Below are 13,309 nucleotides of genomic sequence, written 5' to 3' on the forward strand. Positions count from 1 at the left end.
TTCCTCTATGGGTGTGTACTTAAACCGAAAATTCCTTCCAATGATTATACACTTTTCTTATTCACATTATCATTAAATGAGATTTCTTCCTCTGATTTTTCTTTATCAAGGGCAATATTGAACACTTCCTGTAAATGCTTTACCGGTTTGACTTGTATTCCCTCTATTTCTTGTAGAAGCGCTCCCATGTTTTCATGCGGTATGATTGCGGTATTGGCTCCTGCCAATTTAGCTGCTTTCACTTTTGGATATACTCCCCCAACAGGTTTGACGAACCCATGGATGCTGATCTCCCCAGTTAAAGCGATATCTGATTTTACAGGAATGCGGTAAATTGCTGAATAGATGCCCGTAGCCATCGCGATTCCCGCTGATGGACCGTCGACAGGAACGCCACCAGGGAAATTGACATGTATATCGAATTGATCAGCAGGCACTCCCATCGAACGCAAAACGGTCAGTACATTTTCAATTGATCCCTTCGCCATACTTTTCCTTCTGATGGATTTCCCTTTATCTCCGATACTTTCTTCCTCTACGATTCCAGTAATATTGATACTTCCCTTTTCTGTTGCCGGAATGACTGTTACTTCAATTTCTAATAAAGAACCGGTATTAGGTCCCGTAACAGCTAATCCGTTCACAAGGCCAATGGCGGGTTTTCCATCGATTTTTCGGTCCATTCTGGGTGACAGCTGACTGGATTGAATCATCCACTCAATATCCTTATCATCAATGAAATCCCGGTTTTCTGTAATTGCAATCCCAGCGACAATCTGAACCATATTCACAGCTTCCCTTCCATTGCGTGCATAGGATGCTAAAAGTTCGACCCCTTCCCCGCTGATGGATACATTTACTTTTTCTGATGCATTTTGGGCAACTTTCATTACTTCTTCCTTATTCAATTCCCTGAAAAACACTTCCATACATCTGGAGCGGATAGCCGGCGGGATTTCACTCGGTGTCCTGGTTGTGGCCCCAATCAGTCGAAAATCGGCAGGGAGGCCATTTTTGAATATATCGTGGATATGAGTAGGTATCTGCGTGTTTTCTTCACTATAGTAAGCACTTTCCAGAAAAACTTTACGATCTTCAAGTACTTTAAGTAATTTGTTCATCTGTATAGGATGGAGTTCACCTATTTCGTCAATGAATAATACTCCACCATGTGCATTTGTCACAGCACCCTGCTTAGGCTGAGGAATCCCCGCTTGTCCCATCGCTCCTGCGCCCTGGTATATCGGGTCATGCACAGAGCCTATTAAAGGATCTGCAATCCCTCTTTCATCAAATCTGGCTGTCGTAGCGTCTAATTCCACAAAGACAGACGATCTCCTGAAGGGAGACTGCATCTGTTCTTTCGCCTCTTGCAAAACAAGCCTTGCAGCTGCAGTCTTTCCTACACCTGGTGGTCCATAAATGATGACATGTTGAGGATTCGGACCGCATAGCGCAGCCTTCAATGACTTGATTCCATCTTCCTGACCAACAATATCAGCAAAGTTTTGCGGTCTTACCTTTTCTGATAATGGTTCTGATAATGAAATCGAGCGCATTTTTCTTAACTGTTCCATTTCTTTTTTCGACTCACGGTCAATCGAAACCTTCTGAGTTCGTTGACTTTTTAATAAGTTCCAAAAATATAAACCGATAATCACCCCGAAAAACAGTTGGATGATCAATGCTATTCCTGTCCAACTCATGACTTTCCCTCCAGTAGTAACTTGTTGTTAAAAGTTAGTATCTCCTCGAGGTTGGCGGAATAAACAAGTTTTTCTGGGCTGGCAATATGGTGTTTTAAGTTTTAGTGTAAGTAAATTGAAGCCTGCTGTGATTTCCACTTCAGGCGCACGACTCCGCGGGGCTCACGGTGAATTAAAAAGTGAAAGCGGCTGTTCAGCGCCGAACAGATTGGAGGGCTCTCGTATGAGATAAAGGAAACACAACCAACAAAGTGAGTTGATGTTGACTTATCATTAAGGCTCTTTTCGTAAACTTAGTTGCTATTTAATACAAATTTTAAAAAATACCTACTTAATTAAACAGAAATAGCCTGATAAACAAGGAAGAAAAGAGCTAAATTCACCTTGTACAAAAAAAGCCATTGTCTCCAAGGGAAAAATCCGGCTCTTGGGATTTTTCCGAGAGCAACAATATATACGAAAACAGCGATCATTAAAAAGCGGAAAGGCCTGTTCAGCTGCGTACGGACTGGACTGACTCCGCATGAGATAAAGGAATCACGAAGAGCGGCAGCGGTTCGATGATGACTTATCGCAAGAAGGAGTCGGGTAGTACGCTAGCAGCTGGGCCTTGAAGCTAGATTCGCAAGGAGAGAGACCGAAATCTGCTAGGAGCTGGCCGCTGTAGCTGGATGAGCCTCCTCGGCTTCGCCTGTATAAAAGGTGAATGCGCCCTGTTCAGCCCTGACAGGCAAATGTTCCGCAGCGAAGAAAAGATGCTGTTTCCTATGATTCACTGCGGGTTATATGTCCCGAGGGGCTGGGTTACCTTCCAGTGGGTACGTAACCTCGGTGCACGAACTAGACGTCCCGCTAAACCCGGAGGAGGTCGTACACCCTTCGTTACAATCACAAAAATATGAAAATTACAATAAAAAAGCAAAAAGCAGACTTATAAAGTCCAGGCTTTGTTTTCAAAAAAGTTAACCATTAATTGATTAAACCTAAGCCAAAATTGCCCTACTGATGTCCCGGGAGGTTCATTAAATTAATGTGGACACCAAAAAGCCCTCTCCGGCATATAGCCGGGAGGGCCTTAAAGATCAACCGTTATGCAGATGTCTTCTCTTCATCGTTTCCTTCAATGATTGTACCGTCTTCCAACAGAAGCTTAGGCGCTTCGTTGTCTGTGACAGTTCCAGCTGTGATGATACATTTTTTGATATCTTCTCTTGAAGGAAGGTCAAACATTACTTCAAGCATGATGCTCTCAATAATGGAACGAAGACCGCGGGCACCTGTTTTGCGTTCAATCGCTTTGTTGGCGATTTCTCTAAGGGCGTCTTCTTCAAATTCCAATTCAACCTGATCCAATTCAAGCATTTTTTGATACTGTTTCACAAGCGCGTTTTTCGGCTTGGTCAGGATTTCCACAAGGGCATCCTCATCTAGAGGAGTAAGACTTGAGATAACCGGCAGACGTCCGATGAACTCAGGGATCAAACCGAATTTCAGCAGGTCCTCCGGTACAACTTTTGCCAATAATGATTTGTCATTGTCGACATTGACCGTCTTCGGATCTGAACCGAAACCGATGACTTTTTGGCCAAGACGTCTCTTGACAATCTGCTCGATGCCATCAAATGCGCCTCCGCAGATAAACAGGATATTGGAAGTATCGATCTGGATGAATTCTTGATGCGGGTGCTTTCTGCCGCCTTGTGGCGGAACACTTGCAACTGTACCTTCAAGAATTTTAAGCAACGCCTGCTGAACACCTTCACCTGATACATCTCTTGTAATGGATGGGTTCTCAGATTTTCTTGCTACTTTGTCAATCTCATCGATGTAGATGATGCCGCGCTCTGCTTTTTCCACATCATAGTCAGCAGCCTGGATCAGTTTTAACAGGATATTCTCAACGTCTTCGCCGACATATCCGGCTTCTGTGAGTGAAGTTGCGTCTGCAATCGCAAATGGCACATTCAGAATGCGGGCCAATGTCTGAGCAAGAAGGGTTTTACCGCTTCCTGTAGGTCCGATCATGGCAATATTACTTTTTGATAATTCAACATCATCCACTTTGCTGTTTGAATTGATGCGTTTGTAGTGGTTATATACCGCTACTGCCAAGGATTTCTTAGCCTGCTCCTGACCGATGACGTATTCATCCAGGATTTCCCTGATTTCTTTCGGCTTAGGAACATCCTTAAATTCTACTTCTTCCTCTGTACCCAGCTCTTCTTCAACGATTTCGGTACAAAGCTCGATGCATTCGTCACATATATATACACCTGGTCCTGCTACTAGCTTACGGACCTGATCTTGTGTCTTACCACAAAAAGAACATTTTAACTGTCCTTTTTCATCGTTAAATTTAAACAATGAAATTCACCCCTTATAAAAAGCTATGTCGTTTCAAAAGTTTTAAGTTATGTATTGCATTTTATCATACTATATGTCCGGAAAGGAAATTAAACGATTCTATCGATATTCTGCCCGCTTATTAAGCTTTATCCAAAAAACGTCTATCCTATTCCTGATTGAGCGATTATGTAATTTGTTTGTAAAGGTTATCCCATAGGGTAAGCCGACAAAGACCAATAATTTCGTTTATTTTATAAAACAAGGCACGATTAAACTCGCGCCTTGTTTCTATAGTTATTATTATGCAACAGTCTTGCTGTTATCCACAAGAACTTCTACAGCTTTGCGGATTTTAAGATCTGCTTTCAAATTATCAAGTCCGCCAAGAGCTTGCTTGATGTTGTCTGCAGCCATATTGTACTGTTCAGCCAGTTTATTTACTTCCTCTTCCGCTTCCTCATCAGAAACTTCAAGGTTTTCTGCGTCAGCGATAGCTTCAAGAGTCAAGTTAGTGCGAACGCGCTTTGCAGCGTCCTCTTTCATTTGACCACGAAGATCTTCTTCTTTTTGTCCAGAGAATTGGAAGTAAAGCTCCAAGTTCATTCCTTGCATTTGAAGACGTTGTTCGAACTCCTGCATCATGCGGTCAACTTCAGTGTCAACCATTGCATCAGGAATGTCCATTTCTGCATTTTCAGAAGCTTTTTCCACTAGCGTGTCACGAAGTGTTTGCTCTGCTTCGTTTTTCTTGGATTCTTCAAGACGCTTCTGGATTTTTTCTCTTAGTTGATCAAGAGATTCAACTTCTTCATCTGCATCTTTCGCGAACTCATCATCAAGCTCTGGAAGTTCTTTCGATTTGATTTCATGAAGTTTTGTTTTGAATACTGCAGGCTTTCCAGCAAGTTCAGCAGCATGGTACTCCTCAGGGAATGTTACTTCCACATCTTTCTCCGCTCCTGCTTCAAGACCTACCAGTTGCTCTTCAAAGCCTGGGATGAAAGAACCTGAACCTAATTCAAGAGAATAGTTTTCAGCTTTTCCGCCTTCGAATGCTTCACCATCAACGAAGCCTTCGAAATCGATGACAACTGTATCGCCGTTTTCAGCTGCTCCCTCTTCTTTGACAGCAAGTTCAGCTTGCTTTTCTTGAAGAGATTTCAGTTCGTTCTCTACGTCCTCAGAAGTAACTTCCGTTTCCATTTTCTCTACTTCAAGGCCTTTGTATTCGCCAAGTTTCACTTCAGGCTTAACAGTTACTGTCGCCTTGAAAATAAGCTCTTTGCCTTTTTCCATTTGCTCGATATCGATATCCGGACGGTCAACCGGCTGAATGCCTGTTTCTTCAACAGCTTTTGCATAAGCTTCCGGAAGAATGACATCTAGTGCGTCTTGGTATAGAGATTCTACACCGAAACGTTTTTCGAACATACCACGAGGCATTTTACCTTTACGGAATCCAGGTACGTTCACTTGCTTAACTACTTTTTTGAATGCAGCGTCTAAACCGTTATTTACTGTATCTGCATCTACTTCTACTGTAAGAACCCCTTGGTTCCCTTCTTGCTTTTCCCATTTAGCAGACATACTTTTCCCTCCAACAATCTATAATTGATTATAGTTAATACATAATAAATATTTAGATAGGTTTGCCTATGTAACAAAAGCACTATCTCTTCGAATATGAAAAACTTCACATTGCAACCATTATATTATAACATATGGAATTCTTCTTTCAACTCATAGCCTTAAAAACAAGTTTCCTATATTTGCTTAAAGCACCGGGGAGGTCACCTTTTCCAGCTCCTGAATGAATGATTCAATAGATTCCAGTGCTGTATCATCCGCTTCTTCTTCATCAAGCCCCATACTTGCCGGATCGTCTCCGTAAAGATGGAGACCATATAAGACATAGGCAAGGGCCACCTTCTCTGCAGGCCACTCAAATCCCCCAGGGTAAAGCAGGAAACTGTGACGGGTGAAGGTTTCTGTCACCTGCTGAAGCAATGTCGGATTTCTCTGTGCAATCAACTCTTCAATTTCTTCCTTTACTGAAGTAAAGTATTCCGTCTGAAAAACCTCCTCCAGACTTGCAGGGCTGCAGGTCATCACCTTGCCGAACTTCTGCACTTGGACTTCTTCATCAAAACCGTGTTCCCTGAGTACATTCACAATCATTGTACAGATGAATGGGTGGGTTTCTTCTTTTTTAAGAGCTTCTATTAATTCCGGAAGATACGGACGGATATTCCGGTTCACGAGCTCTGCCAAAATGAATGTCTGTTCTTGAAGATTTTTCCCTTCCAGTATGGTATCAGTTTTTCGTTGAGAAAGGTCATCCGATTGCACAGGAGACGGGTCCTCCTTTCCTTCCAGCACCCTTTTGCTGAATGACAGCAGCTTTCCGAAATGCTCTTCCTTTCCCACGGGAACTTCCTTCTCATCAAACAAAGCACTTAAAGTGCTGACCACTTCTTTATGTTCGTTTAACTGAATCAGAATCATCACATATAATTCAACAATTTTAAAGTAATCTCCTTGCCCTCCCAACAGCAGTTCTTTGCATATCACTTTCGCCTGCTGATACCTTTTGCTTTCATACAAAGCCACTACCAGGGCAGAACCAATCTCTCCATCTTCCTGATCCATTTCATATGCCTGTTCCAGTAGATGTACAGCCTGATCCAATTGGCTGCTTTGAAGCGCATCGATTCCCTTTTCAAAAAGCCTCTCCTTCAATTGCGGAAAATAAACGATCTTATTGTCTTTATTCATTACGTAACCGCCCTATATAATTAATTGTTTTCAGTTTAGCAAAACTATGCGGAATAAACAAAATGCAGAGGCTGTTCCCCAACCGTGTGAGTCAGTTTATGCGACAATATAAAAACAAGCCCCTTCATCCAATAAATGGTAAAGGGGCTTAACATCGGCTTTACTGCCGTAATATGTAATCATAATGGCGTCCCAGGAGAGATTCGAACTCCCGACCGACGGCTTAGAAGGCCGTTGCTCTATCCGGCTGAGCTACTGGGACTTGTTTCAGCGACAATATTTATTATATTCGCATAACAATCAAAAGTCAACAGTTTTTATAAACTTTTTTAAAAGGCTTTTTTCCGCATGCATGAAATTCTGTAAAAAAAGAAGGCGGTTGTTTTCCGCCTACTTATTATACAAAGAAATTCCGGGATAAATCAACAATCTCTTGATGATTATGATCAAAATATTTTACAGAGATGGACTTCTCCTCTTTTTCGATGAGTGCGTAGGTCCTTTCTTTCCGGCCTCTTGGAAGGAGGATACTGCCCGGATTGATAAATAGAACCTCTCCTATCTGTTCAGCCCCCAGCTGATGGGAATGCCCGAAGAACACGATATCAGCGTTATGCTCTTTCGCTAAGTAATCCAGATTCATCAGGGTCATTTTCACATTATAAAGATGGCCATGAGTTGCAAGAATCCTGGTATCACCAAAATCTTTCGTCAGCACCTCAGGATAAGCATGGTCCATGTCGCAATTGCCGCGTACGGCAAGATAGCTATCCATTGAAGAATCATCAGCCGGTAATTCAGAATCTCCACAGTGAATAAACCCATCTACTTTTCCTTTATATGTTTTAAGAATGTCTTTGATTTCTTTATCTGAACCATGGCTGTCACTTACTACAATAAGTTTCATTGACGATCACCCAGCATTTCTTCCAAATTGGACTCAAATTGGCTCAGCGCTTTTCCTCTATGGCTGACGGCTGCCTTTTCTTCCGGTCTCAGTTCAGCCATTGTTCTGTCTTTAGCCTCAACGAAAAAGATAGGATCATACCCAAAGCCGTTGGTACCGCGGCGTTCATCAAGAATTTTCCCTTCACAAGAGCCAGAGTATGTGCGGGTCTTCATGTTTGGACCCGCAATCGCAAGTACACAATAAAAACGTGCGGTTCTCTCATTAAAAGGCACGCCCTGCAATTCGGAAAGGACTTTATCCATATTGGCATTGTCATCCTTCTTTTCACCGGCATAACGTGCAGAGTAAACACCCGGCCTCCCGTCAAGGGCATCGATGATCAACCCTGAATCATCGGCTATCACCATTTCATTCAAAACTGCTGATGCTTCTTCCGCTTTAAGTACCGCATTCTCTTCAAAGGTCTCACCAGTTTCCTCAATATCCTGGAAATCGGGAAAGTCCAGAAGCGTTAAGACCTTATACCCCCTCGGAGAAAGCATCCGTTCAAACTCCTTCGCTTTTCCTTTGTTCTTTGTCGCAATGATAATTTTTTTCTTCATTAACAAACACCTCTCCTTCAGTATTAATGTTCTATTTTTTCAGCGATTGGGCCCAATGCCTCTCTTTGCTTTTGAAAAAGTGTTTTCATTCCTGTTGTCGCAAGTGTCAACATCTCCTGCAGTTCTTCAGATGAAAATACCGCTTCTTCTCCCGTTCCCTGAAGCTCAACGTATTTCCCTTCACCTGTCATAACAACATTCATATCCACTAACGCTTGGCTGTCCTCTTCATAATTCAAGTCGATTACTGCCCCTTTATCTCTCAGTATACCTACGCTGGCAGCCGCCAAAAAGCTTGTGACTGGAAAACGTTTAATTTTCTTACTTTCATGCAACTCCGATAACGCAATAGCGACCGCAACATAAGCACCTGTTATGGAAGCGGTCCGGGTGCCTCCATCAGCCTGGATGACGTCGCAATCTATCCATATCGTTTTCTCCCCGAGTGCCTCCAGGTCCACCACAGCTCTTAAAGCACGGCCGATCAAGCGCTGGATTTCCATCGTTCGCCCGGACACCTTCCCTTTTGAAGACTCCCGTATATTTCTTTGCTGGGTCGCTCTTGGCAGCATGGCATATTCCGCTGTCACCCAGCCTTTTCCTTGACCACGGAGAAAATGCGGCACTCTATCTTCAATCGTCGCATTGCAAATGACCTTCGTATCTCCTACCGAAATCATAACGGACCCTTCAGGATGTTTAATAAAATTCGTCTCTAAGACAATCTCACGCAGTTCGCCAGGTTCTCTTCCATCAACCCTCATCAAGTACCTCCTTCATTACACTTTCAAAAGCACTAAATATGTACACTTTTGCCCACTTGAGAAAAAGACGGGCAAAAAGATAAGAGGCAGTCTCAGCTGCCTCTTATCTTAATTAATTATAGTATATCAAAAAATAATCTATTAAAAACTGATTGTATTGACATTTTCTGGCCTTGTTACCGGCTCACTCAGTGGTTCTCCTTGTTCTGTAAACAATTCTCCTTCTCCATTGACCATGATGGCCACACTTTTAACATTTTCCTGCTCAGTCAGTGAAAGGACAAGCGAATTCATGAAGTGCTCGGAAACGATTTTCTCTTCAAAGCTGCCATACACACCTTCATTGAAGTTCAGCGTCACCTGACCATCTTTGAGAGTCGGTTCATCAAGCAAAGCCACCCCTGTAAAGTCACTGAGAAGGTTTTTAAGATGCCCTGGACCCTGTATCAGCTGATGGACCACGGCTTCAATTTTATTATCCATTTTATTGCTTACTCGCTTGGTGACCGGTACGTAATAAGTGTGTTCACCTTTTTGCGAAACGAAGTAAACTGTTACCGGATGTGTATCTGTCAAATCCGTAACCCCGGAAGTATCGATGTTTATCCCCACTTTTCTGGTAAGGCCGTTTTGATCGACCGGCGTCCCATTGACCGGCATTTCTGTCAGCTCATATCCGTTTACACGAAGCTCCACCTTCTCCACAGAATCGAATTGTGTTAGTGTCCATGTAACAGATTCGAGGATTTTCTTTTCATCTTCCGGCTGATAATTCTGGAATTCACTGGAGAAATCCGCTACCGCCGTTCCATCCTCCTTGATATTTACACTGACCTGTGTACCTGCCGGCAGGACAGCTTTGAAACCATTAGGAAGCATGTTTTGGACAGGACCATCCGCTACAAGGTATTCCAAAGCCTGTTTTGCAATGCTTTCAGTTTTAGGCAGAGCCATTGTCTGTGATACAACAAATCCATTTGAATCTATTAAGTATAATTCTGTCATAACACTTTCAGCCGCTTCCTCCGTTGAAGTCGAAGAAGTCACTTCGCCCTCGCTGTTCTCTTTAGCAGCATCAACTTTTTCGCCTTCCTCCAAATACGATACATCAGACGGCGGATCGATTTTCGCCTTTTCCCCGCCTCCCAATAATCCACATCCAGACAGATAAACGGATGATGTTAGCACAGTGAGCACAATGGCCGCTTTTGTTTTCTTTGACATGGGAACCCTCCTCAGACAGTTTGTACTATATGTATACGAGCCCCTTTTCAAAATTAGACCGAAAAATTTTACAAGCCCTATCTATTTAATAACTTTTTTATTTTCTATAGTTTGATTGAATATAAGGTGCTGTTTGGTTTCAGTTGAGCATGTTAACAAATTATTACGATTCAGAAAGACTAAGGAAGTCGGGATCCTGGAGAGGAATGCAACATTTCTACTGAAAGCAATCCAAAAAACCATCCTTCTCTGGGATCAGTCCCCGAGAAGAATGGTTTTGGTTTCTATCTGTTTCAACTGCAGCCAATCCAGCGCGATTTTCGAGAAAATCCGAGCGGAACCGGTTGTAAAAAATGTGTGCTGAGGTGTGACCTTCTTTTTATTCAACATTCCCTGATAATCCAGGATGGCACTCACTTCTCGTGCTGTCTCATCCCCCGAATTAATGACCTTTACCTCTTGTCCCATAACTTTTTGGACAATTGGCTGAAGCAGTGGATAATGAGTACATCCAAGGATCAGAGTATCAATCGGTTCCTTCCTCATATTCACGAGTGTCTCATTGACGATGTCCACTGCCCATTTACTTTCATATTCACCGCTCTCAACCAGCGGCACAAATTTAGGGCAGGCCAGGGACGTAACCTCTATTGCATCATTAATAGAATGTATGGCTTTGTCATAGGCCTTGGATTTAACTGTCCCTTCAGTCCCTAATACACCAATCCTGCCATTTAAGCTGTGTTTCAGGGCTGCTCTTGCTCCCGGTTGGATGACCCCTACAACCGGAATTGGAAGCATTTCTTGAAGTTCTTCCAACACGACTGCCGTCGCCGTATTACAGGCGATCACCAGCATCTTAATATTGTAGTTCATTAAGAAAGCCGCCATCTCCCATGTAAACTTTTTTACTTCCTCTGCAGTTCTCGGTCCATATGGGCAGCGGGCGGTATCGCCTAAATAAAAGATCGTCTCATTTGGGAGCTGGCGCATGACTTCCTTGGCCACTGTCAGTCCTCCCACTCCTGAGTCAATAATTCCAATAGGTTGATTCACAAATCTCCCTCATTTTCATTTCATTTCTTGATGTAATTTAGATAGATTGGCATTCAGCATTTTGATCTCTTCACCAGAGAAGTTCTTGAGTATTTCCTGGAGGTATTGCTGTCTTTTTTCAATTACCTCTTCAATGATCCTTTCCCCTTCTTGCAGGAGATGAATCCTGACTACCCTGCGATCTTTATTATCTTTCACTCTTTCTACCAATTCTGTCTTTTCCATCCTGTCCACAAGGTCAGTAGTTGTGCTGCAAGCCAGGTACATTTTATTTGATAATTCCCCAATGGTCATATCCCCGCCTTCAAACAGCCATTGCAATGCAACAAATTGCGGAGGTGTAATGGTATACTGATTTAAAATTTCTCTTCCTTTTTGTTTAATAATTGATGATATGTAACGCAAATCTTTTTCGATATCAGCAAAGATTTCCATATCCTGCGTTTGGTTATCCATTCAAGCCACTCCTATCAATACCTTTTCGTACGAGTTATATACTTAGCATTGTCGCCTTTTTTTCGACATTTTTCAAGTAACTTTTATAGGTAATTGCCTTCTTAAGTAAGTTTTGGAGATATTTTTATATGAAATGAAAGAACATAAATTAAAACCGGCTGTCCTCTTAAGGCAGCCGGTTATCTTTAAAGCTTGAGTTCCCCCATGCGAAGAAGCTCAACAACAGCTTGAGAACGCCCCTTCACTCCAAGCTTTTGCATGGCGTTGGAAATGTGGTTCCGAACTGTTTTCTCACTGATGAAAAGTTCACCAGCGATTTCTTTAGTCGTTTTGTCCTGGACCAACAGCTCGAACACTTCTTTTTCTCTTTTGGTAAGCAACGGTTTGTGTGTAAATTCATTGTCCTTCAATTATGGTAACCCTCCTTGCCTTCGCCAGCTTTAAACCGCGGGGATGGGTATTGTCGGTCGTCACGATATCATATGTGAACCATTGGTGTAGAGTGACATGGAGGAGGCGTTAAATAGCAAAATAGGCAAGGATATTTTTAAATACAGACATTCCGTTTCCAGCTAACCTTCACGAAGCCTGCATGCTGTGATTATTCAACAACTATTGGTTAATTTTCCGGCATTTGACAACTTTGACTTCATACCTTCCGTCCAAGGTACTCCCTTCCCTGTCTTCCTTGAAATCTGCACCATTGTTCCTCTGCCAGTAAAGCAGACTCTATCCCGTTCATCCATACCCATATAATGAAGATCTACTGAGGATGAACCAATCTTGTTTGCGTTCACATATACCCGTATGGTTTGATCGAAAAATACCTGCTTTAAAAAATCACATTGAAGGTCGGCTACTACCGGAATCGTTTCATTCTCCTGCTTCACCCAGTCCTGCATGAATCCTTTGCTCTTAAAAAATTCAATTCTTGCTTCTTCGAAATACGTAAATGGAACGGTATTGTTTAAATGCCCAAACATATCGGTTTCGGAAAACCTGACTTTTATCTCAATAAAAAAGTCGAATTGATTTTTCCATTGTTCCATATCCTCAATATATGTAATCCTCATAATTTTGCCCCTCCTATACATTCCCTTGATATAAATGTGTTTTGACCGCTTAGCGGTACAGATGGATCGAACGAAACTGAATGAATGTTCATTCTTTTCTTACTATTATATATTTTTCTGATGGAAGAAGAAAGGAATTTTATGTTCAATTTATACTGTACTCCTGAAGGTGGTGGATATGTTAGTGCGGGGAGGGGTTCATGCTGTGTTGCAACACCAGTAAGTTGTTTTATCTTCACGGCTGATTGCATAGCTGGTAACAGCAGCGCGCTCTGGACTTTTTGTGGTCCGCTTTCGTAGCGAGGGACTTCATTTTTGGTTTTCTCCACTTTCATGACCCTCGCTTCCCTAGCGAGGTACATCATTTTTGGTTTCTCCACTTTCATGACCCCCGCTT

Annotated in this window: 13 protein-coding genes and 1 tRNA gene; all 14 read right to left on the reverse strand. The window is 42.5% G+C overall.

The features are described 5' to 3' along the window. Nucleotides 1–44: 44 nt before the first annotated feature. The 14 genes from lonB to V1502_RS15650 all read right to left on the reverse strand — a co-directional run bounded on the left by lonB (nt 45) and on the right by V1502_RS15650 (nt 13,292). On the reverse strand, nt 45–1,706 hold the full coding sequence (lonB, locus tag V1502_RS15585; RefSeq protein WP_409251549.1) for an ATP-dependent protease LonB: 1,662 nt from the start codon (nt 1,704–1,706) through the stop codon (nt 45–47). 1,089 nt (nt 1,707–2,795) lie between these two features. Next, nucleotides 2,796–4,070, reverse strand: coding sequence for an ATP-dependent protease ATP-binding subunit ClpX (gene clpX, locus V1502_RS15590; RefSeq protein WP_409251550.1), 1,275 nt, complete (start codon nt 4,068–4,070; stop codon nt 2,796–2,798). A 282-nt stretch (nt 4,071–4,352) separates the two neighbouring features. After that, entirely contained in the window at nt 4,353–5,639 is a 1,287-nt protein-coding gene (gene tig, locus V1502_RS15595; protein WP_409251551.1) for a trigger factor, read from the reverse strand. Nucleotides 5,640–5,825: 186 nt separating this feature from the next. Next, complete coding sequence (locus tag V1502_RS15600; RefSeq protein ID WP_409251552.1) at nt 5,826–6,827, reverse strand: tetratricopeptide repeat protein; 1,002 nt, start codon at nt 6,825–6,827, stop codon at nt 5,826–5,828. A 185-nt stretch (nt 6,828–7,012) separates the two neighbouring features. After that, nucleotides 7,013–7,089: transfer RNA gene (locus tag V1502_RS15605), tRNA-Arg, on the reverse strand. A gap of 135 nt (nt 7,090–7,224) precedes the next feature. Then, nucleotides 7,225–7,734 carry a metallophosphoesterase gene (locus tag V1502_RS15610; protein WP_409251553.1) on the reverse strand — a complete coding sequence of 170 codons (510 nt, stop codon included), beginning with the start codon at nt 7,732–7,734 and terminating at the stop codon, nt 7,225–7,227. Then, nucleotides 7,731–8,339, reverse strand: coding sequence for an XTP/dITP diphosphatase (locus V1502_RS15615; protein ID WP_409251554.1), 609 nt, complete (start codon nt 8,337–8,339; stop codon nt 7,731–7,733). The genes V1502_RS15610 and V1502_RS15615 overlap by 4 nt, the downstream gene beginning before the upstream one ends. A gap of 23 nt (nt 8,340–8,362) precedes the next feature. Next, nucleotides 8,363–9,103, reverse strand: a complete 741-nt coding sequence (rph, locus tag V1502_RS15620) for a ribonuclease PH (RefSeq protein ID WP_409251555.1) — start codon at nt 9,101–9,103, stop codon at nt 8,363–8,365. Nucleotides 9,104–9,244: 141 nt separating this feature from the next. Then, nucleotides 9,245–10,327 (reverse strand): GerMN domain-containing protein, encoded by a 1,083-nt coding sequence (locus tag V1502_RS15625; protein ID WP_409251556.1) that lies wholly within the window; start codon nt 10,325–10,327, stop codon nt 9,245–9,247. 255 nt (nt 10,328–10,582) lie between these two features. Further along, nucleotides 10,583–11,383, reverse strand: a complete 801-nt coding sequence (racE, locus tag V1502_RS15630; protein WP_409251557.1) for a glutamate racemase — start codon at nt 11,381–11,383, stop codon at nt 10,583–10,585. Between the two features lie 15 nt (nt 11,384–11,398). Continuing rightward, nucleotides 11,399–11,839: a MarR family winged helix-turn-helix transcriptional regulator gene (locus V1502_RS15635; protein WP_409251558.1), complete on the reverse strand. Its 441-nt coding sequence runs from the start codon at nt 11,837–11,839 to the stop codon at nt 11,399–11,401. A 185-nt stretch (nt 11,840–12,024) separates the two neighbouring features. Continuing rightward, entirely contained in the window at nt 12,025–12,249 is a 225-nt protein-coding gene (locus tag V1502_RS15640; RefSeq protein ID WP_006838260.1) for a helix-turn-helix domain-containing protein, read from the reverse strand. Between the two features lie 195 nt (nt 12,250–12,444). Beyond that, on the reverse strand, nt 12,445–12,915 hold the full coding sequence (locus V1502_RS15645) for an acyl-CoA thioesterase (protein WP_409254368.1): 471 nt from the start codon (nt 12,913–12,915) through the stop codon (nt 12,445–12,447). Then, nucleotides 12,909–13,292, reverse strand: a complete 384-nt coding sequence (locus V1502_RS15650; protein ID WP_409251559.1) for a hypothetical protein — start codon at nt 13,290–13,292, stop codon at nt 12,909–12,911. Before V1502_RS15650 ends, V1502_RS15645 begins: the two co-directional genes overlap by 7 nt. Between the last annotated feature and the right edge of the window lie 17 nt (nt 13,293–13,309).

The sequence above is a fragment of the Rossellomorea sedimentorum genome (assembly GCF_046237645.1).
GTDB lineage: Bacteria > Bacillota > Bacilli > Bacillales > Bacillaceae_B > Rossellomorea > Rossellomorea sedimentorum.